The organism is Burkholderia sp. ABCPW 14 (assembly GCF_001523835.1).
GTDB classification, from domain to species: domain Bacteria; phylum Pseudomonadota; class Gammaproteobacteria; order Burkholderiales; family Burkholderiaceae; genus Burkholderia; species Burkholderia mayonis.
In genome coordinates, this window is sequence record NZ_LOVS01000009.1 from 30,256 (window position 1) to 56,968 (window position 26,713).

Genomic DNA, 26,713 nt, shown 5'->3' on the forward strand with positions numbered 1-26,713 from the left:
GCTCAGCCCAGCGGGGCGGGCGAGACGAACGTCGACGCGACGCGCGCGGCCAGTTCGGGCCGCGGCGCGAAAGCGTCGGCCTCGACCGACTGGCATTCGAGCCGGTCGCCGCGCACGACGCGGAACGCGAGCGCGCCGAACCGCACGCCGCCGCGGCGGCGCTCGACGAGCTCGGAAGAGCCGGGCGACAGGAGCGGCAGGAATTGCGTGCGGGCGCGATGGATCTGTACGTTGACGTGCGATTCGTCGAGACCGAGCATGCGCGCGAGCACGTCGAGCTCGATCCAGCCCTGCGATGCGGCGTCGTAGCCTGCTTGAGCATCGGCGAAGCGCGCGCGTGCGAGCGTCACGAGACAGTAATGATGGGCGCGCGCGCCGAGATCGACGGCGCCGCCGCGCGTGTGCAGCGTCGCCGTCACGTGCTCCTCGTCGCGGCTCACCATGAAGTCGATTCGCTGCGGCAGCGTTGCGTCGTGCGCGGCGCGCGGCAGCGCGGCCGTCATGCTCCGATGCGCGAGCACCAATTGCCACGCGAAATCGCCGCAGATCACCGCATCGCCGTCGTGCAGCACGCGCGACGGCGTTGTGTCGTCGCAGAGCCAGTCGCCCTGCGCGGAGCGGCTGACGGTGATCGCCGCGCCCGGCAGCGCCTGCGCACGATCGAGCGCGATCGGCTGCGCGGGCGAACGCAGCGGCCACAGCATGTCGACGGGCTCGCCGAGCTGACAGGCCCGCCAGCGAACCGAGCCGGCGCTGCCGAACTGGATCAGATCGCCGTCGGTCAGCACGACCCGTTCGCCCTCGCCGACGAATTTCCCGGACACGAATGTGCCGTTGCGGCCGTGGTCGTGCAGTTCCCATTGCCCCGCCGCCCAGCGGATGCTCGCGTGGATGCGCGACACGTAAGGATCGGCGATGACCGTGTCGCAACGCTGCGGATCGCGACCCAATACGTGGTGCGCGCGCAGCAGACAGGATTCCCCGGAAAGACCGTTTTCCAATAACGCCATTTCGTCGACCTGCGGAAAAATGCACGACAACCTGTGGCACCCCTATTTGGATATCGCGCGCGTTTTATGTGAATGATTGACGGTCGAATATCAGATTCTGTTGAATCATAGGCAAGCGCCGCATCAGCGACAAGGCGTAATTGGATGTAATGGATTTCGTCGATCGTCTCGCCTACGTTTTGTTTCACCGGCACGTCCGTATGCCGGCGAAGATTCAATATTCCGAAAATGTGACGGATATCTAGCGTTTGGAGACCACCATGGGATTCTATGGACCCGAGCCGTTCGAAAAAGCGCGCGCCACGTACGTGTGGCTGGGCCTGCGCGTACCCGGCGCCCTCATCGTCGAGGTGGAAGGCAACGCGCCTCGCTTCACGACTGGCATTCAACTGGTACGCGATCCGCACTTCGTCGGCGGATTGAAGGTGGACGTGATGGGCTGGACGGGGCCGCTGTCGAGCGGCACGCAGCCATACCGGGTGCGACATACGTTCCAGGGCGTATTCCACCCGACGATCGTCGTCCACGGCAGCAACAAGACCGAGGTCGTCGAGGTCAAGCAGATCCCGCACGAAGAAGCCGACGCGTTCCTGCAGGCGCTCGACGCCGCGTGATCGCGGCGCGCCGGCCGGATCGGAACCGGCCGGCGGCGGCGAACGCCGCATTCCGAATCGTTTGCACGACAATCGAAGACGAGCGCTTTAAAAGCCAGAAAATCGTCGAACAAGAACAAGCGAACGAAAGCACCCGGCGTCCGGCAACGGATCGCCGGGTCTTTTTTATCGCACGTACGCCGGTCTCTCGAAACGGGCGCGCCGCATCGCGATTATCGAGAGGCGAATGTGCAACGCGCCGCGTTGAATATGTTTCGATCCCGATGCTTCGCGATTTGCGAATGCCGGCGACATCGCATTCATTGTCGACTGTCACAGTCGATGAATACGTCAATCGGAATCGCGACGATTTCGCGCATGCATACGTGCATACGTGCACGCGTGCATGCCGGCGGAATCGCCTTGCGACAGGCGGCGGCAAAATCGATTTCGCGCCGAGCCGCGGCTGCGTGCGTCGACGCGAACCGGAGCGCGCCGCACGCCCACGATCCGCCGCGCGCCGCCCGTCGCGCGCGACGTAATCGGGTGTAATGGATTTCGCCGCCCCACCGCCGTACTGTTCGTTTCACCGGCACTGCCGCATGCCGGCAACGATGCTTCTCTCGATACATGACGCTGCGGGAAGCGGCGCGTGGAGACCAACATGAGTTCGTCGGACATCATCCAACCACGCCGGGTCCTCGTCTCGGTCGCGAGCGCAAAGGCTATGTATACGGCCTTGAGCCCGCACGTGCCGGGCTTCTTCCATATCGTCGCGGAAGGCGAAGCGCCGCTCTTCGTCGGCAGCATTCACCTCGCGCACGATCCCGGCTTCATCGGCGGGGTGCTGCTCCAGGTGGTGGGCATCGCCGGACGCCCGTCGCCGAGCGTCAAGAAGTACCGGACGCCGACTTGCTCGTTCGAGAGTCAGTATCACAAGGAGATCTTCATCCGTGGCGCGAACGGGATCATTCCCGTCAGCGTCGGGCTGTTCTGCCATGACGCCGCGCAAGCGCCCGTGGCGACGCTCGACGCCGAGTGAGCCGACGAACGCCGCGCTTGCGCTCCGATCGATCGCCTGACGACAACAACAGAGAACGGGCATGAACCAAGACCTGCTCGCACATATTCGGGCCGACCAGCTCGACGAGAGCATTTTCAACGCGTCCGGACATTCGGTGACGATCGGTCCGGTCACGCTGGAATTTCGCGTCAACGGGGAACCGGCTTCCGCGACGGCCGAGCTATACATCGCGCGGCAGTTGATCGGCGGCTGCACGCTGAACCCCGCGCATCCGAGCGGCAAGTTCGGCGGCGCGGTCGACAAGCTGAAGTCCGAAGTCGATCTGACGCTCGACGTGCCCGGTAAGAAGCTGGACTACAGGCTTACCGTCTGCGCGCCGATCATCGGAGGCACGAGCAAGAGCGGCACGCTCGGCCTTTGACCGTCGAATGAGGGCCGGCTGACTGCGAACCGGCCACCGCGGCAATCCGCGGCGGCGGCAAGCAGGGCACGCGCGACGGACATCGGCTTCGGCAAATCGTGCGCCGTCGATCCGAAACGGCGCCCGGCAGAGCGCGCATCGTCTGTCCGGAATAAAAAACTAAATCGGTAGCACCTTGGTATCGTTTCGCGATAACGCAAGCACGCCCGTCCGAATGCGACGGGACCGACAAAACAAGAAGCGCGCAAACGAAAAACCCGGTGGTCCGGTCAGGATCGCCGGGTTTTGTTTTTTTCGGCCGCAGCCGAGAACGACTGCGAGCGGCGCGGCGATCCCGCTTTCGTTTCTCCGATTCCGACATCGGATTGAAATACGTCTGTCAGGATGCCGAATGAGAAGGCGAGGCGGGCGCGTAGCCGTAGCCGGCTTCCCCACTGATCGATTGCAATCGCCCGCACGCCTTTCGCGCTCGAAGCGAACGCCGCGCCGACACACCGACTGCGCAGCACGGCGAACGCCGCATGCCGTCGCTTCGACACGGCGAAGCCAGTCGCACCGCTGTCTTTCGCCGACATGTAATTCTTAATTAATTGTCGACGCATATTAACTTCCTTTTAAATGAAATCGGCTAGCCGACCCAATGTCGAACGAGTTGCTTTAAAGATGAATTGACTTAATCGAATATCCGCCTAAAGTAGAGCAAGCCACGTTCCGGCAAGCGCGCGAAGTCAGAAAGAAATCGCTTGCGCGCGGCGCACGCCACAACGGGGTCTTCACGCATCCACGCAAGAACAGGACACGTCTCGACCTGGCTGCCGACGGTTTGTCCTTGCGGGCGAGTCTTGGGAATCTCGATAATCGTCGCCGACATCAACATCGCTTACAACGGATGAGCCGCCCCCGCCTGCAACAACAACGACACAGCCACCGAATCAGGCATACCATCCGCGTCGATCGCGCCCGCTCCCGCGAGCGCGCCGAGATCGCTGTCAACGCCCGCTTGTCCGACCACGAACGGCGTCGTCAGAAACGCCGGTGCCGTCAGCATGACCGCATAGCGCTGCTGGAGGTTCGTGACGACTGCCGCTTGCGCGGCCAGCACGTCGGTCTGATTTTCCAACACCTGCTGGAAGCGCGAATTGCTTGGAAAATCCCCGATCAGATGGGCCATGTTCGTACCGAGCTGCGAAGCGAGGTAGACCAGCATCAGCTCGGTCTCGGGCGTCGTATTGAACGTGCCGCCGGCAAATGCCAGCGAATGCAGCGTCGTGCCGCCGGAACTCACGGAGATGACACAGGGAAGCGCGGCGTTGAACGTGATGCTGTAGTGCCCACCGCCGTCCGACAGGGTAGCGCCCGAACCCTGCGCACAGCCGACGTTGACCGTCGCACTCGCCAGCGCCCGGCCGGTGGCGGCCGTGCCGGATAGGGCGATGGTCTGCATGCCGTTATCGTTGAAACACCCGTCGAAGCCGAAGCAGGCGTCGCCGCCGCACGCGCAGAGCGTCGCAAGCGAAGCAACGCAAAGTGCGCCCAGTGCCGGGCGAACGAAGCGCACGCTGTGAATGTTCATGGCCGGTGCAGTCGATAGAAGGAGGAAAAGACGACTGGTTCCACGCCAGACGGCAGGCGCTACGTCCAATTCTAGGTCGTGGGTTCCGAAACCGCTCATCGCGTCGATCCCATTCGCGACCGTATTTGTGCTCGCGTCATGAAGCGCCAGCAGCGTTGGGTCATCGCAGAAGTCGCACAAGGCACGAGGCGCGAGGCACGCGGTGCGCCGTGCCGACTCTTTACGACATCGGATTGGCATTCCACGATCGTCATCGGCAGGAGAAGAGCTAACGGCCTTTTCGACGATTTCCACACCACCTGACGGCCGCTTGACCTTGGAATCCGTCGTTCCCTTGATGATTCGCCGAAGGGTTGCAACGGATCGGCTATCGACACGGCCTTCAGCCGCAAGCGGATAGGCGAAGCGAGGGATTCCCGATACGCTTCACATGTCTGCAAAAACCGAAAACGATACAAAACCCGCACGAACATCAACCTCCCCTCTCCCCTCCCGCCCCTCAACAGGACTACACTAAAGGCGCCGAAAGCGGAGACAACCATGATTCCTCCCGACCCTGAAAGCACCTTCCGTGGCTTGCCGTTGACGCCCGAGCAGGACGCTGAAGTAAGGCATTACATCAAGATTCGAACGCAGCGCGGTCTGCCGTGGGATACGCCCGAGTTGCAGGCGATGATTCACGACATGATGCAGCCCCCGGAAGACGACGCCAACGAAGCCGATTTTCTGTCTGACGAAGCGAAAGCGGTCGCCGAGCGCGCGATGTCGTCGGTGGAAGACGAGATGGACCCCACCGAAGCGCGCGAGGAATGGCGAGCGGCGATGGAAGCGGAAAACATGAAGGGCCTGCGCCGATAGCCGCCCTCTCCGCGTCCAAGGCCGTCACGCACCATGCGCCGCCACGCACGACAGCGAACGTCCGTCATCGACGGTTTCCACGCACACGCGCGAGCCGCCGATCGCGTTGGCGCGACTCGACTCACGCTCCGTCCATTGAACGTCGAACGCACGAGAGGACGACCATGCGACTGATCGAACCGAGCGAACACGCGGACTATCTCGCTGCCCTGAAAAGCTGCGGCCTGTCGGGCAGCGACTTCGCGCTTCGCGAAACGGATACGACCGACCCGAAGAGCGACGAGAACATCGGGCAAATGGGCTTCGTCACGATCACCCGACGATCGACGCACGTGACGAAGGAATACCCGCTCGGCGATGCGAGCGATTGGCTCCTGCACTTCAAGAAAGATCTCGAAGCGGGCGCGTTCGACCAGGCGAACGACAACTCGCATTCCGCCGGGGCGTAACGATCAAACAATGCGCGACCATGCCGCACACGCACGACGACATCACTGCCCACCAATACATGCACGGGGCCGCGGCCTTGACAATTCCGATGTCGCTCGAATCGGGGACATCGCGCGCGCCATCAGCAAGCCGTGGTTGATCGCGCAATGATCGCAACTGCATCGTTCGCGGACGATCAGTGCGAACGAACAACACCGGATATCGCGAACACCTGCGTCGCAATGCCTCCACGGCCGCTTTGTCCGGCGCCTCGTTGCCCGCATCGCGCTCGTTGACGACATCCTCATGCACGATCGGCCGTCGCCTATTGCGCATCGCCCGCGCCCGACGATCTTTCATGCCCGGACATCCCCGGATTGATGCGACCGACGAGGGCCGTTCGAAACGCCGCACGTGACCACGCACGGCATCGATCGGTACGACGATTGTCGCCAATGGATCAATCGCTCCCTGGCACGCATCGCGCAAGTTCGAACACGTGCGATTCGCGCAGGCCGCCGAGGTGGCGTCGAACCGATTTCACCCGCTCCCCCTCCTTCCACGTACCACGGTTTTCGTGCATTTCGTCATTGCCATGAATCGAAGCCATGTTATCTGACGCAATCCTTGCGGCGGATCAGCAACCTGTCACATTAGACAGGAACATTTAAATTAGCTTGCGGCTTATTTATTTAACATGCTAGCCTTCCCAGGCCATGGATAGTTTCAAAATCATGAAATCAATTTTCTCGATTATTTCGATAAATTCCGTGGCGGCAATTTGGCTTCATGCAGACTGATGTCTTCTTATGTTGATCTACCCATTGAGGAGCAATATATGAGTATCGTCGCTGGACCTTTCCCGTATGAGAACATCACGCGCCGCACGACCGACGAGGAACGTGCTCAAATCGAACGCATCGATCTGAACGACGGCGACATCGAGCGTCTCGTCGATCTTTTCCGTGACGGGCTGCGCGAAACAGCGCAATTTCATAGCGCCGCCGTGCAAAACAACTTCCAGATCCGTGCCGAGGTTTCCGTCCGCCTGTCCCGGCCGATCCAGAGCGAGGACGGCTCCAAGGTCGAGGAAATCGTCAGTCGCGGCACCATCGACGAAACGATCGAGTCGAAAAAAGTCTTCAAGAACTGATTCTCTCGCTTCGGCGAATCACCCCTAAAGCAATTCACCTCGCCCCGCAGCGCACCACTCACTGCCGGGCGATTATCGATTCATTCGTCGAATCAATTTTCGTCGTCTTTATTGAGAATGATTGATATGCCACATTTGCTTTTCCTACAGGCAGTGTGATGCAAGAACATCCGATCTCTCTCGAGACATTTTCATCCTCGAACAATTCGTTCATGTCGCCGTCGTCGCAGGTCCTGGCTCGGACGCTTGCATTGGCGGAAGCGTATCTTGAACGCTGCGGAATCACTCGGGTCACGGATATCACCCGGATGGACGTCATCGGCGTCCCGGTGTATTCGGCCATTCGTCCGCTTTCGCTGACGCTCGCCGTCAACGCCGGAAAAGGCATGACGCGCGAGGCGGCGAAGATCAGCGCGATCATGGAAGCGATCGAATATTGGCATGCGGAGCAGATACCGGCCGAGGCCGCGCATTTTGCGTCCTCGGCCGCCATGCACGCCGAGCACGGAATTTCCATACTCGACTTTTGCCCGGAATTGGGCGCCACGCTGGAGCGCACGCAGCCCATCGGCTGGGTGCCGCTCGAAAACCTGTCGGGCGGCGCCGCGGTGTTCGTGCCGATGGAGTGCGTGTTCATGCCGTGCCCGCCTCCATACGGCGCGAATTTCCTGCGAGCCACCAGTTGCGGGATGGCGTGCGGAACGACGATCGAGCAGGCGACCTTGCATGCCGTCTGCGAAGTGGTCGAACGACATCAGCAGTCTTTCGACATCGTCGCGCCAAGATCCCGCGCCACGCCGCTGCGCCTGCCGACCGGAGACGCCGCCGAGCTTGCGGAAAAAATCGACGCGGCGGGACTCACGCTCAAGATGCGCGCTCGGTACGACATGGGCCTGTTCTACGTCGACGCCGTCGTGGCGGCCACCGAGAGCGCCAGCTTGTCGTACGTGAACGGCGGGACGTCGTGTCACTCGGACTTCCAGTTGGCCGCTCGCGCCGCCCTGCTGGAAGCGATTCAAAGCCGTCTAACCGTCATTCACGGCGGCCGCGACGATCTCGACGAACGTCTGGCGCCATCGACGAGCAAGACATACGACGTCAGCAAATCGGAGATCGAGCGAATTCTCAACGCGTATTCGAGCGGCATCGAAGTCACCGCACAGGAAATCCGCATGCACTCGCGCGAACACGCCGTCGCGCGACTGATCGACGAGATTCGGTCGGCCGGCTTTGCGCGAGTCCTGCGCCATCGCTTCACGCAGCCGGACGATCCTCTCCAGGTGGTGCGCGTCGTCATCCCGCAGATGGAGCACTTTTCCCGCGCCACCGGCAAGCTGGGGCTGCGCCTGCTGGACTACATTCGCTCGACGGGAGGGCGGCCGTGACCTGCCACATTTTCGTCGGCCCCACCGCATTCGGCTTGCCGAACCGGCTCTTCGCCCATCCGGATCTGGTGATGCACGGGCCGGCTGCGCGCGGCGACATCCGTGCGTTGAGCGGCGCGCTCTTGCCCGGCGCGTCCGTCGCATTGATAGACGGCCGCTTCGGTGACGTGCCGTCCGTCGCCCATTGGGAAATTCTGGAAATGCTCGATTCCGGCGTGCGCGTCTTTGGCCTGTCCTCGATGGGAGCCATACGCGCCGCGGAATTGCATCGGTACGGCATGACGCCGTACGGCTCGGTGGCGCAACGCTTCGTCGACGACCCCGATCTCCCGGACGACGAAGTGATGATGCTTCACTCGCCCCGCCCTCCGTACGCACCGATATCGGAGCCGCTGGTTCATCTGCGTGAATGTGCGAATCACCTGGTCGCCCGCAAACTCCTGTCTGACGAGCAAGCAGTTCGAATCGTCGACGGTCTGCGCGAACGATGGTTCGGCGACCGGACCTGGGAGACGCTGATCGAATGGGTCGCGCGGCAGGGCGTCGACACGAACGCGGTCCTTCCCGCGCTCGACGATCCGCAGCGCTTCCGGGTCAAGTCCCGAGACCTGGAGCACTTCCTCCATGACGAGCCCTGGGCACACTGACATGAAGAAGATCGACGAGATTTTTCACGGACTGCCTTTCATCGATGCGTCGTTCAAATCAAACCTGCTGCTGACGCTGGTCGGTCGGGTGCGAAAAATCCTGGCCGACGACATCGTCGGCCCCGCAATCGATGTCGACTGGCTCGATCCCGATCAAGCCTCGAGGCTTCGAAGCGCCGCCGGCATCGCATGCGACCTTCCGTTGCTCCCGCTCTCCGCCATTCAGTTGCAGCAAGTCCGGTCGGCGTGCGCGGACATCGTCGAAGAGGCGCCCGAATGGCGGCGACTGATTCAGTTTCCGGTGAAATACCATCGGCTCGAAAGCAGCGACGTGATCGGGTGCTCGTGCTATGCGACGCCGCAGCGCGTCTTTCTCTCCGAAGCCGCCTTCTCCACGAAACGGGAACTCCGCGAGCAGATCATCCACGAGCATTGCCATAACTGGATGTACTTTCTCGAAGAATTGATGCCGTTTCATCGAATCGACTATCGCGAAGTCTTCGTCCTGCCTTCCGGAACCGCCAATCGCAATCCGACGGAAATCATCGGCGCGGCACACGTCGCCGCCACGCTCTCGCAGTGGTATGCGAAGCAGGCCGACGCGGAGTCGCAACAGCGCGTCCAGCACCTGTCCGCGTATTTCGACGGCTGCGTCGGCATTCTTCGCTCGCTGCCGCACGATTCGCTGCTTCCGGCCGGCGCCGAAATCGTGCCGCTCCTCATCCGGTCCAATGAACGATTCTCCAGGAGAGGCGATCTTGTTTCGTGAAATTTCCCCTTCCCTGTGGCAATGCTGGCCCGTGTTCATCTTCCAGCAGGTGCTGGACGACGTCGCCGAGATCAACGCGCGGCTCGCGGACGAGATCTTGCGACGCGCGTCGACCGAGCCGAGTGCGAAAGCCAGCAACGCCGACGCGTGGCAATCCGCGGCGGACTTCTTCGGCCGCGGCGACGCCGACAAGACGTTCCTCGTCGAGCGCGTCACCGCGGCGATGCGCCAGATGAACCGGCTGTCCGGCATCACCACCGAAGACTTCGAGGTCATCCTGGAAGGATGGAGCGTCGTCAACCGAGCGGGGCATCACCACAACCATCACATCCATCACAGCTCGGTCTGGTCCGGCGTGTATTACGTCCGCACTCCGGCCGAATCGGCATCGGCCGCAAGCCGAGACGGCGCAATCGAATTCATCGACCCTCGTCATGCCGCGCCCGTGACCGCGCGCAGCATCCGGACGATCCGCCCGGTCAGCGGATCGCTGCTGCTGTTCCCGAGCTGGCTCGAGCACTGGGTGCATCCTCACTACGAGGCCGGCGAGCGCATCTCCATTCCGTTCAACATCTACCTGATGCCAAGGATGACCTGATGACCGACCTGATACTCGAATGGCCGACCTACATCCTGTCGGGGACGATGCCGCCGGATGCGCTGGCCGCCGCGCGAAAGCGGGCCTCCGATCCGATCAGCATCCGCCGTCTCGAAGACGCGATCGGCCCGATCGTCGCAGATGCGCCGGAAGCGCGGGCGTTCAGAGACGCCGAAGTCAACGCGCCGCGAATCGAAACCTGGTCCGGCGGACATCTCGAAGCACTCTGCGACGACATGCCCGATGCGACGCACATCGTCGTCGTCGTACTCGACGTGTATCGCGAAGAGGCCACGCCGCCAGCGCATTATTCGGGCGCCTTGATGATCCGCGATCCTCGCGCGGGCTGCGCCAACGTCTTCGTTCCCGGCCTGCCGTACGGCAGGCCGTTCGAATTCGTCGCCCGGCCCGGCGCATACGTCTGCTATCCGGCATGGCTGCGCGGCGCGGTCCTGCCCGTCAGCAACGGCCACGAGATCCGCCTGTTGCGGGCCAAACTGGTTACGATGCGCCCCGGCACGCACGATCGGACCGTGGGCCATCAACGCGATTGCAATGCGCGCCCGGACGAAAACGACATCGAACGCGCCGACCGCTCGCGCGCCTCGGCATGAACGCCAATCGAATCCTGAAAATCCTGAAGATCGAATCGATTTCGGGCGACGTGACGCGGCTCCAGATCGGCCTCGTCTGCGTCGGGCTCGCCGGCGACGCTTTCCGCTACGCGTTCGCATGGTGGGTATTGAAGATCAACGGCTCGGTGGTCGAATTCGGCAGCCTGCTCGCCGCGATGACCTTCGCGCAGACAGCGTCCACGCTCGGCGTCGGCGCCCTCGGCGACATGTGGAATCCGATGAAGGTACTGCGATCCGCCGTGTTCCTTCAGGGCGCGACGATTGCGATCCTCGCGGGGTGGGCCGGCTTCGGCCTGTTTCATTTCCCGCTCGCGATGCTGTTGTCGATCGTCTTGTCCTTGTTCGTCGGCGCCATCGAGCCGTTGACCAACGTCGCGATCGCCTCCATCGCGCCGACGGGACAGGTCACGCGAGTCATGGCGCAGCGGGGCGCGCTGGCGAGCGGAACGAAGCTGCTGGGTCCGTTGTTGGCGGGCGCCATGGTGTCGCTCCTCGGCGCGGCCGGAACCCTGCTCGCGGCGGCCTCGTTCGCCGGCGCGTCCTGCCTGATCTTCATTCCGCTTCGAATCGACAACGAGAACCGTGCCGAGCAGCCCGGCGCGATGTCGTTTCTGTCGTTATGGGTGCGCAAGACCGCGGCCGGAATCCGAACCTTTTATCAGGTGAAGGTCGATTTCTATTTTTGCGTGATGACCTGCATGGCGAACTTCGCGCTCCCTGCATTTTTTCTGGTCGCGCTCCCTTACCTGGTGATTCGGGTACTCGATTTCCCCGCAAGCATGCTGGGCATCTTCGACGGCATCTTTTGCGCCGGCATGTTCGTCGGAGGCATGCGCGTGGTGATGTGGCTCAACCGGGCCGTCGGCAAGCAGCATGCGGTGTTTCTGTCGATGGCCGTGCTCGCGGCGATGATCTTTTCGTTCACCCTCACGCATCAGCCCGTCGTCATGGGTGCCGCACTGTTCATCGGCGGGATGTTCATGATGACGATCTTCGTCAATATCGGCGGACTGCGCGCGGTGGCCACGCCGAAGCACTACCGCACCCGCATGTTCGCCACCGCATCGTTTCTCGCGTCTCTTTCGATTGCGCCGGGGATCGCGTTCGTCACGTTCGCCACGCAACGCACGGGCATCGACGCGGCGCTCGGATCGATCGCTGGCATCTGCATCTTGTCGGCGGCCGCGATCTACTTCATTCCGAACTCGCGGAAGGTTCTCGAGATGACGGAGCACGACGCTGAAAATGCCTATCAGCGGCTATACCCCTCGGCGTTTCTCAAGCCGGACACGGGCGGCCGCGAGGTGGCCGGCTGACGAAGCAGCCGGGAAGGCAGCCCATTTCGTCATTCCAATGGCAAACACCATGAGCCCGAACTCACTGGAAATCATCTTTGCGCAGAGCATTCTGCCTTACGCTTTCTTTGCCGCCTTGCGCGTCGGCTTGTATACGGCGCTCACGCGCACGCCCATGCCGGCGGAAGCGATCGCACGAAAGCTCGGGCTGTCCCGGCGAGCGGCCAGCGTGCTGCTCGATTCTCAGGTATTAATCGGGCTGGTCGAACGGGATTCGGATACACGCTATCGCGCGACCGACGAAGCCTCGACGTTTCTGCACCCGGACGGGCCGGGCTATTGCGCGGCCATCTACGACAAATGGCTGCAGTCGCTGCGCAACCTCGACTCGGCGTTGCTGAACGACGCGCCCGTCACGGACGTCACTTCGCCGGCCTTTCAATCCGAGTGGGTTCATTATGCGAGAAAGAGCCTCGTGTCCTGGCCGGACGAAGCCAGACAAGCGATGCAGGATTGGGCCGATCTCGTTTCTCAAGGCTGGGTGCATCCGGGCAGCCGCGTCGCCTACTTCGCGAGCGGCGCGGGGGTATTCGCCGCGGCGTTCGCGCAATTTTCCGAGCGTTGCCGCGTCGTGCTGCTCGATCGACCCGACGTACTGGACATCGCACGCTCCGTTGCCACGCTCATGCGGGTCGGCGAGCGCGTGGCATGCCATCCATTCGAATTGCGGCCGGAAGCTCGGGAGAACGAAGATCCCGCGCCGCTACCCGCGGTCGACATCGCGATCTTCCGCGAAACGCTCCACTACCTTCCGCCCGACGAAGTCCGGGATTTGCTCGCGCGGGCCCGGCACACGTTCGCGGACATCGACAAGATGCTCGTCATCCACCGATTCCTGAACGACGCGCGCACCGGGCCTCGCCCCTGCTTCATCGATAACGCCTATATGGCCGCCACCTCTCCGCACTGGGAAAGCTACACCGAGGCCGAAATCGGATCGATCTTCTCGGATGCCGGCTATCCGGCGCGTACGCAGATCAACGAACGAACCTGGCTCTTCTCCCGATAGCTCCCATCGATCCACTCACTGCTTGGGCCGCCACCAACATGAACGCATCCAATGTCTACAGCAATTTCTACAACGTCGAGCGAACGGGCGCAGATCATCTGAGCGACGGCGGCGGGCCGTTCGGATTCGACATCACCGTAGCGCTTCAGATCGATTATCTGATCCGTTTCCATCGATGCGACGCGATACTCGAAACCGGCAGCTTCCGCGGCGACACGACGGCCTATCTCGGTCACGCTTACCCGGACCTTCCCGTCTTGACTTGCGACATCGATCCCGACAACGCGAAGTTCACGCAAGTCCGCTTGCGCGAACGGACGAACGTAACCGCGACGCATGCGGATTCACGCGAATTTCTCCGCGACAACCTGCCGAAATACCAGCGCCCCTTCGTCTATCTCGACGCCCACTGGTATGACGACTGGCCGCTCGGTCAAGAACTGGACTTGATCGACCGGGGTGTGATCTGCATCGACGACTTCGACATCGGACACCCGAGATTCGCCTTCGATCATTACGACGGCGTGGTGTGCGGGCCTGACATATTGAAGCGGCATCGGAGCCGAATTCCGTTTTTCTATACGAACAATCCGCTCGGAAAATATCCGTTTCCCTGCCTGCAGATCGGCCGCCGAAGCGGCAAAGCGTACATGGAAATCGACATGGGGGATTCGGCGTTGTCGCAAAACGACTGGTTTCTGAAGAGGGAAAATTAAGGCGCCGCCGTCGACATCATGATCGCCAACCCCATTCATTGGCTGAACGCGCACATCCACAGCCTGTATCAAGTCGCCCATCCGGAACGATCGCATGCACGCGACGTGGCGGTTCCCTGCGTGATAGGCACCGTGCTCTTCAAACGCGGCGCGAGTCCGGCGGGACGCAGCGCGATACGTGCATGTGTCGACGACTATCTCGATCTGTTCGGTGAGCACATCGTCGGCGGAAAGAACGGGGACGAGTCTTACCGCGAAAAATCCGCAAAAGGCATCGACGATATCCGGCTGGCGATCACCCGAACCCCCAGCACGCAAAAAGTCGGGATGGAGATCTCGAACGTGCCCGATGCCGAAACGGCGCGCGAATATCACCTCGCAGTGGAAACGGCGGAAGATGTCCATGAAGCGAAATTCGGTCTGGTCTCCTGCCTGAAATTCTCGATGCCAGCCCGCGAATTCCTGCGGATCGAACGCCACCGGGTCTATCAGGATCTGCTGCTCCGAATCTGCTCGCGGCTGGACATCTGCGGCGGTTATGGCGGCTTGTCCGTCGTGCTGCCCCGCCATTACCGGCGCTACCTGCCGCACGAGTATCGGATGGCGCGAACTTTCGCAGGCCTCGAGGTTGACGCGGACCCTTTTGCGGCGCGTCGACTGGGCGCGCCGCTTCATTTCAAGAGCGTCAATTGGTACACGATCCTGAGCGAAAACGCGATCGCCGCGATCGGTGGAGCCGAAGCACTGCACGCGCGGGCAGACGATCGGGAAATCGAAATCATGCCGGCCGGCAACGGCTTGCTCGTCAAAGCAGGCAAATGCCCTTCCCTGGGCGCGCCGCAGGAAGGATTGCCCGCGGCGTACGTTGCGGCGAATCGCCTGCTGAGACGGGCGCGCCATCCGCACCATCCACCGCTTCATCCGAACCCGCTTCCGGGCCTGGGATTCGATCAGGCAGCGACCGACGAGTGGATCAGACGCTTCGACGTCGAAGCCGAGGTTCGCCGATCGGGACAGCGTTGCCCCGAAACAGGCATCTGGGAAGCGCTCGGCACGGACGCCGAACCCAGGCATCTGGCCGCAGGCGATCTCTTTCCGGACATGCGCTATTCGAACCACAACGGGGAGCCGATACTCGGCCCCGTCGACTGGCAGAAAGCCGATTCGCTCATCGGCGCCCCCTGTCGCCATCAATCGGACAACGCCCCATGAAACTGCCCCCGCTCGTCACAAGACTCCCGCCGTTGTCCAGCGAGGAATTGTCCCGCTACAGCCGGCACATCTTGCTTCCCGAGATCGGACTGCGGGGCCAGCAGCGCCTCAAGGGCAGCCGCGTGCTCGTCGTGGGCGCGGGCGGGCTCGGCTCGCCCGTGCTGCTCTATCTCGCGGCGGCCGGCGTCGGCATGCTCGGCATCGTCGATTTCGATCGCGTGGACATCTCCAACTTGCAACGGCAGGTCATCCACCGAATGTCGACGGTCGGCCGTCCGAAGGCCGACAGCGCACGCGACGCGATTCTCGATCTGAATCCCCACGTCGACGTGCGCCCTCACGACGAACGGCTCGACAACGACAATGCCGTATCGCTGTTCCGGCAATACGACATCATCGTCGACGGCACCGACAATTTCGCGACCCGCTACCTCGTCAATGACGCTTGCGTCCTGGCCGACAAACCGTATGTATGGGGCTCGATCTATCGCTTCGAGGGGCAGGCGTCGGTCTTCTGGGAGGCAGCGCCGGGCGGTGTCGGTCTCAATTACCGCGATCTGTATCCCGCGCCGCCGCCGCCGGAGTTGGCGCCGTCGTGCTCGGAAGGCGGCGTGCTGGGCGTGCTGTGCGCATCGATCGCATCGATCATGGCGACCGAGACCATCAAGCTGATCACGGGCGCGGGTGATTCGCTGCTCGGTCGGCTCGCGGTCTACGACGCGCTGGAGATGGACTGCCGATTCCTGCCGATACGGCGTGCGCCCGACCGCCAGCCGATCATCGCGCTCGCCGATTATCCGCATCTCTGCAATCCCGCCGCGCGGCAAACGACAAGCGTGGACGCAGGCGCGCCCGGCATCGACGTTGCGGAACTCAAGCGCTTGCTGGACGCCGGTGCGCCGTTCGAGCTCATCGACGTGCGCGAACCGAACGAATGGGATCTCGTCCGCATCCCGGGAGCCAGGCTTGTCCCGAAACAGCAGATGCTCGCCGACGGCATGACGACGCTCGACAAGTCTCGGCGAACGGTCGTCTACTGCAAGGGCGGCGCCCGTTCGCAAGAAGTCGTGCGGGCGATGCAGCACGCCGGTTTCACGAACGTCAGCAATCTCGACGGGGGCGTGCTCGCATGGGTCCGCCTGATCGATCCGTCGCTGCCGTCATATTGAGCGCGTCGCCGTGCCGACATGCGCGCCGCCCCTCGGCGCAACCGTTGCGATGTCGGCGACCTCCGCATTCGACGGCGACGCATCGCCGCTGAAGCTACGACGGCAGCACATGACACGTCCGCACGGCCGAAAAGCGGCAGGCGACATCCGCCGCCGACCTTACCGGGTGACCGACGAACCCGAGTCCCTCCCAACCGATTTCCTGCTCTCGCCCACCATGACCATTACGGTTCAGATTCCAACCATCATGCGCTCGTTGACGCGCGATCAGAAGTACGTCGAAACGGACGGCCAGACCGTCATCGAAGCCATCGCCCACCTCGAGCGGACTTACCCTGGCCTGCAACGACGACTGGTGCAAAGCGGCCAACTGCACCGCTTCGTCAACATCTATGTCAACGACGACGATATCCGCTTCAACGGCGGCCTCTCGGCTCGTCTGCGGGACGGAGACACGATCACCATCCTGCCGGCCGTGGCCGGTGGATAGCCTGCGCCGCGCACGACGACGCCCGTCGCGCGGCGACTTGGGATGCGCAGTCAACAAAAAAGCTCGCAACCGCGAGGGTTGCGAGCTTTGTAGCTACCGCTGCGTGAGATCCGGGTGGGGAATCAGAACGGGATATCGTCGTCCATCTCATCGAACCCGCCGCCCGCCGGCGCGCTCGGCCGGCTCGCACCGCCGCCGCCGCTGCGCGCAGCCGCGCCGCCCGCCGCACGGCCGCCGCCGCCATTGTTGCCGCCGCGCTCGGCATCGCCGCGACCGCCGCCATAACCGCCACCGTAGCTAGCGTCGTCGCCACCGCCGCCGCCGCCCGAACCGCCACGGCCGCCCAGCATCTGCATCTGGTCGGCCACGATCTCGGTCGAATAACGGTCCTGGCCGTCCTGGCTTTGCCACTTGCGCGTGCGGATCCGGCCTTCGATGTATACCGACGAGCCCTTCTTCAGATACTCGCTGACGATCTCGGCAAGACGACCGAAAAACGCCACGCGGTGCCATTCGGTCATTTCCTTGAATTCGCCGGACGCCTTGTCCTTGTAGCGGTCGGTCGTCGCGAGGCGGATGTTCGCTACCGCGTCGCCGCTCGGCAGATAACGCACTTCGGGATCGGCGCCGAGATTGCCGACGAGAATGACCTTGTTGACGGATGCCATGTGTTTCTCCAGTTGATTCGATGCCAAACAGCGCGGCAAAACCGTTCACGGCTTCATCGGCCGGCGTGTGCCGGACCGGAGCACGCCGCGCGCTTAGAAAGGCGTTCGCGTGTCAGGCTTTGCGCGGCGGCTGTTTCATGCCGGCCGCGATTATAAGCCACACGGCCACGAGTGCCGAGCACGCGAAAAACACCGTATTCGCGCCGCCGCTCTTCAGCAGCAGGCCGCCCAGGCCGCCGCCCAGCGCGAGCCCGATGGACTGCGTCGTGTTGTACACGCCCGTGGCCGCGCCCTTGCGCGATCCGGGCGCGAGCTTCGACACGAGCGACGGCTGCGACGCCTCCAGAATGTTGAAGCCCAGGAAGTAGACGAACAGGATTGCCGCGACAATCAGAATCGTATGTGTTGCAAAGCCAAGCAACAACTGGCCGATTAGGATAGCGGCAATTCCGCCCAACAGCACGGGCTTCATCTTGCCCTGTTTTTCCGCGACGATGATGGCCGGCACCATCATCACGAACGCGAGCCCCATCACCGGCAGATAAACCTTCCAGTGCGACGCGACGGGCAAGCCGCCGTCGACGAGCAGCCGCGGCACGACGAGGAAAAGCGCGGTTTGCGTCGCGTGCAGCGCGAGCACGCCGAAATTCAGGCGCAGCAGTTCGACGTTGTGCAGCACTTCGGCAAACGGCGCCGGTACGTGCACGGGCGGCGGCGCTTCCGGCACGACCCACAGCACGACGCCGATCGCGGCGACCGACAGCGCGCCGACGATCGCGAAGAGCCCGCTCATCCCGACCCAATGGAACACGATCGGCGCGCCGACGATCGCGACCGCGAACGACATGCCGATCGAACCGCCCACCATCGCCATCGCCTTCGTACGGTTGTGCTCGGACGTGAGGTCGGCGATGAACGCGAGCACAGCCGACGATACCGCCCCCATTCCCTGGATGACCCGGCCGACGATGATCCAGGTGATGTCGTGCGCGGACGCGGCGACGAAGCTGCCAAGCGCGAAGATCAGCAGACCCGTGGCGATCACCGGCTTGCGTCCGAACTTGTCCGACGCCCAGCCGTAAAAAATATAAAGCAGGGATTGCGTGACGCCGTACGCACCGAGTGCGATGCCGACGAGCACGACGTTGTCGCCGCCGGGAATCGTCTTCGCGTAGACGGAGAACACCGGCATGATCATGAAGAGGCCGAGCATGCGCAGCGCGAAGATCGCCGCGAGCGACGTGGTCGCGCGCAGCTCGGGTGCGCTCATGCGAGTGGAAGTAGCGGACGGATTGGACATCGGGCGTGTGTTCGAGTGAATCGGTAGTCCGCCCGCTGCCGGGCGGCGGAAGATCCGGGCCGGCCGCCTGCCGCCGCACGCCGCCTCGCTGCGGCTCGGGCGTCGCGAAAGCCCGCCGCCGGTAGGCGCGGGAATTGGTTGGGAGCCTGAAACGACGGACTCGAAAAGTCGTTATAGTAGCAGGTTTGGTTCTCTCCTCTTCCGCCGGGTTCATGGAACAAATTCGTATCCGTGGGGCGCGCACCCACAACCTGAAGAACGTCAATCTCGACCTGCCGCGGCACAAATTGATCGTGATCACCGGGCTGTCCGGCTCGGGCAAGTCGTCGCTCGCGTTCGACACGCTGTACGCAGAAGGCCAGCGGCGCTACGTCGAAAGCCTGTCGGCGTACGCGCGCCAATTCCTGCAGTTGATGGAGAAACCGGATGTCGACCTGATCGAAGGCCTGTCGCCCGCGATCTCGATCGAGCAGAAGGCGACATCGCACAATCCGCGCTCGACGGTCGGCACCGTCACCGAAATTCACGATTACCTGCGACTTTTGTACGCACGGGTCGGCACGCCGTATTGCCCGGATCACGAGATCCCGCTCGAGGCGCAAAGCGTGTCGCAGATGGTCGACGCCGCGCTCGCGCTGCCCGACGAGACGAAGCTGATGATCCTCGCGCCCGTCGTCGCGAACCGCAAGGGCGAGCACGCCGAGCTGTTCGAGGAGATGCAGGCGCAGGGCTTCGTGCGTTTTCGCGTCCGCTCGGGCGGCGGCACGGCGAACGAAGGCGCCGCGAAGATCCACGAGGTCGATTCGCTGCCGAAGCTCAAGAAGAACGACAAGCACACGATCGACGTCGTCGTCGATCGCCTGAAGGTGCGCCCGGACATGAAGCAGCGTCTCGCCGAATCGTTCGAGACCGCGCTGCGCCTGGCCGACGGCCGCGCAATCGCGCTCGAGATGGATACCGACAAGGAGCACCTGTTCAGCTCGAAGTTCGCGTGCCCGGTGTGCTCGTATTCGCTGCAGGAGCTCGAGCCGCGCCTCTTCTCGTTCAACAACCCGATGGGCGCGTGCCCGGAATGCGACGGCCTCGGCCAGATCACGTTCTTCGATCCGAAGCGGGTCGTCGCGCATCCGTCGCTGTCGCTCGCGGCGGGCGCGGTCAAGGGCTGGGACCGGCGCAACCAGTTCTACTTCCAGATGCTGCAAAGCCTCGCGGCGTTCTACGATTTCGACATCGACACCGCGTTCGAGGACCTGCCCGAGAAGATCAAGAAGATCCTGCTGTTCGGCTCCGGCAAGCAGACGATCCCGTTCTCGTACATCAACGAGCGCGGCCGCACGACGATCCGCGAGCACGTGTTCGAAGGGATCATCCCGAACCTCGAGCGCCGCTACCGCGAGACCGATTCGGTCGCGGTCCGCGAGGAGCTCGCGAAGTATCAGAACAACCAGCCGTGCCCGTCGTGCGACGGCACGCGCCTGCGCCGCGAGGCGCGCTTCGTGCGCGTCGGCCAGGGCGACTACGCGCGCGCGATCTACGAAGTGAGCAGCTGGCCGCTGCGCGACACGCTCGGCTACTTCGACGGCCTCTCGCTCGACGGCGCGAAGCGCGAGATCGCCGACAAGGTGATCAAGGAGATCGTCGCGCGGCTCACGTTCCTGAACAACGTCGGCCTCGATTATCTGTCGCTCGAGCGCAGCGCCGAGACGCTGTCGGGCGGCGAGGCGCAGCGCATCCGGCTCGCGTCGCAGATCGGCTCGGGCCTGACAGGCGTGATGTACGTGCTCGACGAGCCGTCGATCGGCCTGCACCAGCGCGACAACGATCGCCTGATCGCGACGCTCAAGCACCTGCGCGACCTCGGCAACTCGGTGATCGTCGTCGAGCACGACGAGGACATGATCCGCACGGCCGACTACGTCGTCGACATGGGCCCGGGCGCCGGCGAGCACGGCGGCACGGTGGTCGCCGAAGGCACGCCGAAGCAGGTGCAGGCGAACGGCAATTCGCTGACGGGCCAGTATCTCGTCGGCAAGCGGACGATCGAGTTCCCGGACGAGCGGATCGAGCCCGATCCGGAGCGGACGTTGCGGATCGCCGATGCGCACGGCAACAATCTGAAGCACGTCGACCTCGACCTGCCGGTCGGCCTGCTCTCCTGCATCACCGGCGTATCCGGCTCGGGCAAGTCGACGCTCATCAACGACACGCTGTACAACGCGGTCGCGCGCCACCTGTACGGCTCGACGACGGAACCCGCGCCGCACGAGTCGATCGAGGGCCTCGAGCACTTCGACAAGGTGATCAACGTCGACCAATCGCCGATCGGCCGCACGCCGCGCTCGAACCCGGCCACCTACACGGGCCTGTTCACGCCGATCCGCGAGCTGTTCTCGGGCGTGCCGATGTCGAAGGAGCGCGGCTACGATCCGGGCCGCTTCTCGTTCAACGTGAAGGGCGGCCGCTGCGAGTCGTGCCAGGGCGACGGCGTGCTGAAGGTCGAGATGCACTTCCTGCCGGACGTCTACGTGCCGTGCGACGTCTGCCACGGCAAGCGCTACAACCGCGAGACGCTCGAAGTCCAGTACAAGGGCAAGAACATCAGCGAAGTGCTCGACATGACGGTCGAGCACGCGTACGAGTTCTTCAACGCGGTGCCCGTCGTCGCGCGCAAGCTGAAGACGCTGCTCGACGTGGGCCTCGGCTACATCCGGCTCGGCCAGTCGGCGACGACGCTCTCCGGCGGCGAGGCGCAGCGCGTGAAGCTGTCGCTCGAGCTCTCGAAGCGCGACACCGGCCGCACGCTCTACATCCTCGACGAGCCGACGACCGGCCTGCACTTCCACGACATCGCGCTCTTGCTCGAAGTGATCCACCGGCTGCGCGACCAGGGCAACACGGTCGTGATCATCGAGCACAACCTGGACGTCATCAAGACGGCCGACTGGGTGATCGACCTGGGGCCGGAAGGCGGCGCGGGCGGCGGCCAGATCATCGCGCAGGGCACGCCCGAGCAAATCGCGAAGACGAAGGCGAGCTTCACCGGCAGGTACCTCGCGCCGCTCCTCAAGCGCGGCAAGTAAACGGGACGCGGCCGTCCGGGCGCACGCCCGGCCGCCGCCCCCCGGTCCGCGCGCAACGCGCGGCCTCCATCCGCGGCCCCCAAAAGCGGCCCCGACGCGCGGCCGATGCGGCGCCAAATTCTTCCTTACAACATCCTAATATTCAGGTCGATAATCGTTGCTATACTTCGCGGCGATGCAAGGTTATGCCCGCTTGCGGCCACAAGCGCGCCGAATAGCCTCCGAATACAGGGATATCATGGAGAAGCAATCTGAGCCGCCACGCGAGCCGCAAACGCGGGAACCGCACCTGCGCAGCGTCCGGCTGACGAGCGATTTCAGCCTGCCGAAGCTTTCGGCGATTGAGATCGGCAGCTACCTCTTCGCCCTTGTCGGCCTGTGGCTCGTCCTGCACCTGAAGCTGCTCGGCGGCCTCTTGGCCGGCCTCCTCGTCTATCAGCTCGTTCACATGATCGCGCCCGCGATCGAACGCCACATGTCGAGCCAGCGCGCGCGCTGGCTCGCGGTCGTGCTGCTGTCGGCGGCGATCGTCGGCGGGCTCGCGGGCCTCACGATCGCGGTCATCGAGCATTTCGAGCACACCGTGCCGAACGCGCAGAACCTGCTCGGCCAGGTGATGCAGATCATCGATCAGGCGCGCACGCGCACGCCCGAATGGATCTCGAACCTGCTGCCCGTCGACGCCGAGCAGATGCGCACGAAGGCCGCGGGCCTGATGAACAAGCACATGGATCAACTGCAGCAAGGCGGCAAGAGCGTCGCGCGCGGGTTCGGGCACGTGCTGTTCGGGATGATCATCGGCGCGATGATCGCGATCGGCGTCGATCGCCACAAGCAGCGCCAGCCGCTGTCGACCGCGCTCGTCACGCGGGTCTCGCGCTTCTCCGACTCGTTCCGCCGGATCGTCTTCGCGCAGATCAAGATTTCGGCGCTCAACGCGTTCTTCACGGCGATCTACCTGCTCGCCGCGCTGCCGATCTTCCATCAGCGGCTGCCGCTGTCGAAGACGCTCGTGCTCGTCACGTTCATCGCGGGCCTCCTGCCCGTGGTCGGCAATCTGATCTCGAACACGCTGATCGTCGCGGTGTCGCTGTCGGTCAGCATGGGCACCGCGATCGCGTCGCTCGTGTTCCTCATCGTGATCCACAAGCTCGAATACTTCCTGAACGCCAAGATCATCGGCGGCCAGATCGAATCGCGCGCGTGGGAGTTGCTGCTCGCGATGCTCGTGATGGAAGCCGCGTTCGGCGTGCCCGGCGTGGTCGCCGCGCCGATCTTCTATGCGTACATCAAGCGCGAGCTGATCTATCTGCGGCTCATCTGAGCGCCGCGCGTCCGCCGGCCTCGCGCCCGCGCATTCCGAGCAAAAAGAAAGGCCGCGTCCGTCGCCGGACGCGGCCTTCGTTCGTTTCGTTGCACCGCCGCCCGCCGCCGCGCATCGCGCGCCGGCCGAGCGGAAAACACGCGCGCGACTTGGCGGCTTAGCGGAACACCACCGTCTTCGTGCCGTTCAGCACGATCCGGTGCTCGACGTGCCACTTGACCGCGCGCGCGAGCGTCACGCATTCGACGTCGCGGCCGACGGCGGTCAGCTCGTCCGGCGTCATGCTGTGATCGACGCGCTCGACTTCCTGCTCGATGATCGGGCCTTCGTCGAGATCGGTCGTCACGTAATGCGCGGTCGCGCCGATCAGCTTCACGCCGCGATCGAACGCCTGGTAGTACGGCTTCGCACCCTTGAAGCTCGGCAGGAACGAGTGGTGGATGTTGATCGCGCGGCCGGCGAGCCGCTCGCACATGTTCGGCGACAGGATCTGCATGTAGCGCGCGAGCACGACGAGGTCGGCCGAATGCGCGTCGTCGATCACCTCGAGCACGCGCGCCTCCTGCGCGGCCTTCGCGTCGGCCGACGCGCCCGCGGCGAGCGGGAAGTGATGGAACGGGATGTCGTAGCTCGCGGCGAGCTGATAGAAATCCTTGTGGTTCGACACGATCGCCGAGATCTCGATCGGAAGCTGGCCGGTGCGGTAGCGGAACAGCAGGTCGTTCAGGCAGTGGCCGATCTTCGACACGAGGAGCACGACGCGCGGCTTCACCGACGCGTCGTGCAGTTCCCAGCGCATCGCGAACTGCTCGGCGAGCGGCGCGAACTCGGCGCGCAGGCCGTCGAGCGCGGTCGCGGCGTCGGCGCCGCTCGTCTGCTCGAAATGCACGCGCATGAAGAATTCGCCGGTGCGGCTGTCGCCGAATTGCGCCGAATCGACGATGTTGCTGCCGCGCTCGAACAGGAAGCCCGAGACCGCGTGAACGATGCCGCGCCGGTCCGGGCACGACAGTTTCAGGATAAAGCTGTGATCGGCCGACATGACCGCTACTCCCTTCTCTAATCTTCTGAACAATGGATTCGATTCGCGCTCAGCGAAGCGGCGGCGGCGCGAACAGCGCGTCGAGCCCGCGCGCGTCGTCGGGCGAGATCGCGCGGTGGCGCAGCAGGCTGTCGAGCATCGCGAGGCTCGCGTCGACGGTGGCTTCGCCCGCGCGCAGCCACGCGAGGACCTCGTCGACGCCGGCGAGCAGGTGCTCGGCGACTTCGCCGTCCTGATTGTGAGGCGCGAAATCGCCCGGCAGCGGCAAGTCGTAGATGAAGATCTGCTCGGCCTGCGTGCCTTCCGGCAGCGAGCACAGCACGTGCGCGACGCGGCCGGGAATCGCGCGCGCGGCGAGGTCGGCCGGAATGCCCGCTTCTTCCCAGCATTCCTTCGCGATCGTGTCCTCGATCCCGAGTCCCCAGCCGATGCCGCCCGCGACGACGTTGTCGAGCATGCCCGGATCGGTCGCCTTGGTCGCGCTGCGGCGGCCGAGCCACATCCGAAGCGGCGCCGAAGGTGCATATTCTACGATGCCGTTCAGATGCACCGCGTACGTCATCGTACCGAAGAAGCGCGACGCCGCCCGCTCGATGTACGCGAGCGGCGGATCGTCGAAGCGGTTGCGGATCGCATAGATCTCGTCGCGCCAGCCGACGATCACGCCTTCCGCCGCGAGCGCGCCGATCGGGCTCGCGAGCGCCATGCTGCGCGCGTCGACGCTGTCGTAGCGCGCGCAAAGCTCGACGCGCCCCGCCGGAAACTCGAACACGTCGGGCCAGCGCGCAAGGTGCGCGACATCGTCGCGGCGCAGCCAGCCGACCTGCCGGCCGGCGATCCGGAACGGCACGTGCGCGGCCGCGTCGAAGCGGCGCGCGGCGGCGATGCACGGAAACGTCATCGCGCGTCTCCTCAGTCCTTCAGCGCGACGCGCAGGCCGAGCGCGATGAACGTCGCGCCCGCGAGCCGGTCGAGCCACACGCCGACGCGCGGCCGGCGCTTGAGCCACACGCCGATCACGCCCGCGCCGACGCCGAACACCGAGAACACGACGGCCGTCTGCGCCATGAAGAGCGCGCCCAGCTCGAGCATCTGCAGCGCGACGGCCTGCGCGCCGTGCGGATCGACGAATTGCGGCAGGAACACGACAAAGAAGAGCGTCACCTTCGGATTCAGCAGATTGCCGATCACGCTCTGGCGGAAGATCGTCGACAGCGGCTGCGGCGCGCGCTCGTGCGCGGTCGCGAGGCCCTTGCTGCGCAGCGCCTTGATGCCGATCCAGATCAGGTACGCGCCGCCCGCGAGCTTGAGCAGATGGAACGCGACGGGCGACGAGCGCAGCAGCGCGGCGACGCCGAACGCGGCGAGCGTCGTGTGAAACAGCACGCCCGACGCGAAGCCGAGCGCCGCGACGATGCCGGCCGCGCGGCCTTGCGAGATGCCGCGCGCGAGCACTTGCAGGTTGTCTGGGCCGGGCGCGACGGTGATCGCGATCGACGTGGCGAGGAACAGCATGAAATTGGGCATCGCGGGCTCGCTTGAATCAGTGGACAAGTGGACTGACGCTGAATGAAACCTGAACCGGGGGACGGACGACGCGCGGCGGCGCGCCGCGCTCAGTGTCCGGAAAATTCGGTGACCGTATAAAGCGGCAGGCCCGCCTGGCGCAGCAGCGCCGAGCCGCCGAGATCCGGCAGGTCGACGATCGCCGCGCCTTCGACGACGACCGCGCCGAGCCGCTCGAGCAGGTTCTTGCCCGCCATCATCGTGCCGCCCGTCGCGATCAGGTCGTCGACGATGACGACGCGGTCGCCCGGCCGGCAAGCATCCTCGTGGATCTCGACGGTCGCCGTGCCGTACTCGAGCGCGTACGACTCGCGCTGCGCCTTGTACGGCAGCTTGCCGACCTTGCGGATCGGCACGAAGCCGACGGAAAGCTCGTACGCGATGATCGGCGCGATGATGAAGCCACGCGCGTCGAGGCCCGCGATGTAATCGAGCTTCGCATCGACATAGCGCTCGACGAACAGATCGACGAGCACGCGCAGCGCCTTCGCGCTCTGCAGCAGCGGCGTGATGTCGCGGAACATCACGCCCGGCTGCGGCCAGTTCGGCACCGTGCGGATGCGGCTGTGAATGAACTCGACGGGATCGAGCTGCGTGTCCGACGACGTGGACATCATGAAAATCTCCGAAAAAACGGCGCCGGAATCCCGCGCCGTTCGTCGATCGCTCGACAACCCCAAAAATCAG

General features: G+C 63.9%; 28 protein-coding genes. 19 read left to right on the forward strand and 9 right to left on the reverse strand.

All coding sequences use genetic code 11. The features are described from left to right. Nucleotides 1-2: 2 nt before the first annotated feature. Nucleotides 3-1,001: an FHA domain-containing protein gene (locus WS62_RS01955; protein WP_197422747.1), complete on the reverse strand. Its 999-nt coding sequence runs from the start codon at nucleotides 999-1,001 to the stop codon at nucleotides 3-5. A gap of 269 nt (nucleotides 1,002-1,270) precedes the next feature. On the opposite strand from WS62_RS01955, the gene WS62_RS01960 reads away from it, so the two are divergent. The 3 genes from WS62_RS01960 to WS62_RS01975 all read left to right on the forward strand — a co-directional run bounded on the left by WS62_RS01960 (nucleotide 1,271) and on the right by WS62_RS01975 (nucleotide 3,048). Then, nucleotides 1,271-1,624 carry a hypothetical protein gene (locus WS62_RS01960; protein WP_010101657.1) on the forward strand — a complete coding sequence of 118 codons (354 nt, stop codon included), beginning with the start codon at nucleotides 1,271-1,273 and terminating at the stop codon, nucleotides 1,622-1,624. 643 nt (nucleotides 1,625-2,267) lie between these two features. Next, nucleotides 2,268-2,645 carry a hypothetical protein gene (locus WS62_RS01970; protein ID WP_066567329.1) on the forward strand — a complete coding sequence of 126 codons (378 nt, stop codon included), beginning with the start codon at nucleotides 2,268-2,270 and terminating at the stop codon, nucleotides 2,643-2,645. 61 nt (nucleotides 2,646-2,706) lie between these two features. Continuing rightward, on the forward strand, nucleotides 2,707-3,048 hold the full coding sequence (locus tag WS62_RS01975) for a hypothetical protein (RefSeq protein WP_066567049.1): 342 nt from the start codon (nucleotides 2,707-2,709) through the stop codon (nucleotides 3,046-3,048). Between the two features lie 269 nt (nucleotides 3,049-3,317). Here WS62_RS01975 and WS62_RS01980 read toward each other — a convergent pair whose 3' ends face one another. After that, nucleotides 3,318-3,650, reverse strand: a complete 333-nt coding sequence (locus WS62_RS01980) for a hypothetical protein (RefSeq protein ID WP_156440833.1) — start codon at nucleotides 3,648-3,650, stop codon at nucleotides 3,318-3,320. A 278-nt stretch (nucleotides 3,651-3,928) separates the two neighbouring features. After that, on the reverse strand, nucleotides 3,929-4,621 hold the full coding sequence (locus tag WS62_RS01990; protein WP_066567056.1) for a hypothetical protein: 693 nt from the start codon (nucleotides 4,619-4,621) through the stop codon (nucleotides 3,929-3,931). Nucleotides 4,622-5,161: 540 nt separating this feature from the next. Between WS62_RS01990 and WS62_RS01995 the strand changes: the two genes are divergently transcribed. The 14 genes from WS62_RS01995 to WS62_RS38615 all read left to right on the forward strand — a co-directional run bounded on the left by WS62_RS01995 (nucleotide 5,162) and on the right by WS62_RS38615 (nucleotide 17,046). Beyond that, the gene (locus WS62_RS01995) at nucleotides 5,162-5,479 is read left to right on the forward strand and encodes a hypothetical protein (protein ID WP_066495270.1); all 318 of its coding nucleotides are present in this window, start codon (nucleotides 5,162-5,164) and stop codon (nucleotides 5,477-5,479) included. 164 nt (nucleotides 5,480-5,643) lie between these two features. Beyond that, nucleotides 5,644-5,928, forward strand: a complete 285-nt coding sequence (locus WS62_RS02000; protein ID WP_066567058.1) for a transcriptional regulator — start codon at nucleotides 5,644-5,646, stop codon at nucleotides 5,926-5,928. 818 nt (nucleotides 5,929-6,746) lie between these two features. Further along, on the forward strand, nucleotides 6,747-7,061 hold the full coding sequence (locus tag WS62_RS02005; protein ID WP_066567061.1) for a hypothetical protein: 315 nt from the start codon (nucleotides 6,747-6,749) through the stop codon (nucleotides 7,059-7,061). A gap of 158 nt (nucleotides 7,062-7,219) precedes the next feature. Continuing rightward, nucleotides 7,220-8,446: a YcaO-like family protein gene (locus WS62_RS02010; protein WP_082720623.1), complete on the forward strand. Its 1,227-nt coding sequence runs from the start codon at nucleotides 7,220-7,222 to the stop codon at nucleotides 8,444-8,446. Beyond that, on the forward strand, nucleotides 8,443-9,093 hold the full coding sequence (locus WS62_RS02015; RefSeq protein WP_066567069.1) for a TfuA-like protein: 651 nt from the start codon (nucleotides 8,443-8,445) through the stop codon (nucleotides 9,091-9,093). Before WS62_RS02010 ends, WS62_RS02015 begins: the two co-directional genes overlap by 4 nt. Before the next feature lies 1 nt (nucleotide 9,094). Next, a complete protein-coding gene (locus WS62_RS37220) occupies nucleotides 9,095-9,862 on the forward strand; it encodes an aKG-HExxH-type peptide beta-hydroxylase (RefSeq protein ID WP_066567072.1) in 768 nt (255 codons plus the stop codon). Then, nucleotides 9,852-10,460 (forward strand): TIGR02466 family protein, encoded by a 609-nt coding sequence (locus WS62_RS02025; RefSeq protein ID WP_159086424.1) that lies wholly within the window; start codon nucleotides 9,852-9,854, stop codon nucleotides 10,458-10,460. Before WS62_RS37220 ends, WS62_RS02025 begins: the two co-directional genes overlap by 11 nt. A gap of 47 nt (nucleotides 10,461-10,507) precedes the next feature. Further along, nucleotides 10,508-11,074, forward strand: a complete 567-nt coding sequence (locus tag WS62_RS37225) for a hypothetical protein (protein WP_197422742.1) — start codon at nucleotides 10,508-10,510, stop codon at nucleotides 11,072-11,074. Further along, complete coding sequence (locus WS62_RS37230) at nucleotides 11,071-12,411, forward strand: MFS transporter (protein WP_066567076.1); 1,341 nt, start codon at nucleotides 11,071-11,073, stop codon at nucleotides 12,409-12,411. The genes WS62_RS37225 and WS62_RS37230 overlap by 4 nt, the downstream gene beginning before the upstream one ends. 49 nt (nucleotides 12,412-12,460) lie before the next feature. Then, nucleotides 12,461-13,459: a methyltransferase family protein gene (locus WS62_RS02040; protein WP_066567079.1), complete on the forward strand. Its 999-nt coding sequence runs from the start codon at nucleotides 12,461-12,463 to the stop codon at nucleotides 13,457-13,459. A 257-nt stretch (nucleotides 13,460-13,716) separates the two neighbouring features. Then, nucleotides 13,717-14,175, forward strand: coding sequence for a hypothetical protein (locus WS62_RS02045; RefSeq protein ID WP_156440834.1), 459 nt, complete (start codon nucleotides 13,717-13,719; stop codon nucleotides 14,173-14,175). A gap of 18 nt (nucleotides 14,176-14,193) precedes the next feature. Beyond that, nucleotides 14,194-15,387, forward strand: a complete 1,194-nt coding sequence (locus WS62_RS02050) for a type VI immunity family protein (RefSeq protein ID WP_066567084.1) — start codon at nucleotides 14,194-14,196, stop codon at nucleotides 15,385-15,387. After that, complete coding sequence (gene moeB, locus WS62_RS02055; protein WP_066567087.1) at nucleotides 15,384-16,556, forward strand: molybdopterin-synthase adenylyltransferase MoeB; 1,173 nt, start codon at nucleotides 15,384-15,386, stop codon at nucleotides 16,554-16,556. Before WS62_RS02050 ends, moeB begins: the two co-directional genes overlap by 4 nt. Before the next feature lie 49 nt (nucleotides 16,557-16,605). Next, the gene (locus tag WS62_RS38615) at nucleotides 16,606-17,046 is read left to right on the forward strand and encodes a MoaD/ThiS family protein (RefSeq protein WP_269435255.1); all 441 of its coding nucleotides are present in this window, start codon (nucleotides 16,606-16,608) and stop codon (nucleotides 17,044-17,046) included. A gap of 122 nt (nucleotides 17,047-17,168) precedes the next feature. Here the strand turns inward: WS62_RS38615 and WS62_RS02065 are convergent, their stop codons facing one another. Next, the gene (locus tag WS62_RS02065) at nucleotides 17,169-17,714 is read right to left on the reverse strand and encodes a single-stranded DNA-binding protein (RefSeq protein WP_066567089.1); all 546 of its coding nucleotides are present in this window, start codon (nucleotides 17,712-17,714) and stop codon (nucleotides 17,169-17,171) included. A gap of 112 nt (nucleotides 17,715-17,826) precedes the next feature. Continuing rightward, nucleotides 17,827-19,014, reverse strand: coding sequence for an MFS transporter (locus tag WS62_RS02070; RefSeq protein WP_066495317.1), 1,188 nt, complete (start codon nucleotides 19,012-19,014; stop codon nucleotides 17,827-17,829). A 212-nt stretch (nucleotides 19,015-19,226) separates the two neighbouring features. On the opposite strand from WS62_RS02070, the gene uvrA reads away from it, so the two are divergent. Both uvrA and WS62_RS02080 read left to right on the forward strand, forming a co-directional pair. Then, on the forward strand, nucleotides 19,227-22,094 hold the full coding sequence (gene uvrA / locus WS62_RS02075; RefSeq protein ID WP_066567090.1) for an excinuclease ABC subunit UvrA: 2,868 nt from the start codon (nucleotides 19,227-19,229) through the stop codon (nucleotides 22,092-22,094). Between the two features lie 238 nt (nucleotides 22,095-22,332). After that, a complete protein-coding gene (locus WS62_RS02080; protein ID WP_066567093.1) occupies nucleotides 22,333-23,418 on the forward strand; it encodes an AI-2E family transporter in 1,086 nt (361 codons plus the stop codon). Between the two features lie 157 nt (nucleotides 23,419-23,575). Here the strand turns inward: WS62_RS02080 and purU are convergent, their stop codons facing one another. From purU to WS62_RS02100, 4 genes are all read right to left on the reverse strand, one after another. Then, nucleotides 23,576-24,460 carry a formyltetrahydrofolate deformylase gene (gene purU, locus WS62_RS02085; RefSeq protein ID WP_066567101.1) on the reverse strand — a complete coding sequence of 295 codons (885 nt, stop codon included), beginning with the start codon at nucleotides 24,458-24,460 and terminating at the stop codon, nucleotides 23,576-23,578. Nucleotides 24,461-24,509: 49 nt separating this feature from the next. After that, a complete protein-coding gene (locus WS62_RS02090) occupies nucleotides 24,510-25,361 on the reverse strand; it encodes an NUDIX hydrolase (protein ID WP_066567103.1) in 852 nt (283 codons plus the stop codon). 11 nt (nucleotides 25,362-25,372) lie between these two features. Beyond that, nucleotides 25,373-25,987, reverse strand: coding sequence for a LysE family translocator (locus WS62_RS02095; RefSeq protein ID WP_066495333.1), 615 nt, complete (start codon nucleotides 25,985-25,987; stop codon nucleotides 25,373-25,375). An 89-nt stretch (nucleotides 25,988-26,076) separates the two neighbouring features. Then, complete coding sequence (locus WS62_RS02100) at nucleotides 26,077-26,643, reverse strand: adenine phosphoribosyltransferase (RefSeq protein WP_066567335.1); 567 nt, start codon at nucleotides 26,641-26,643, stop codon at nucleotides 26,077-26,079. Nucleotides 26,644-26,713: the final 70 nt, after the last annotated feature.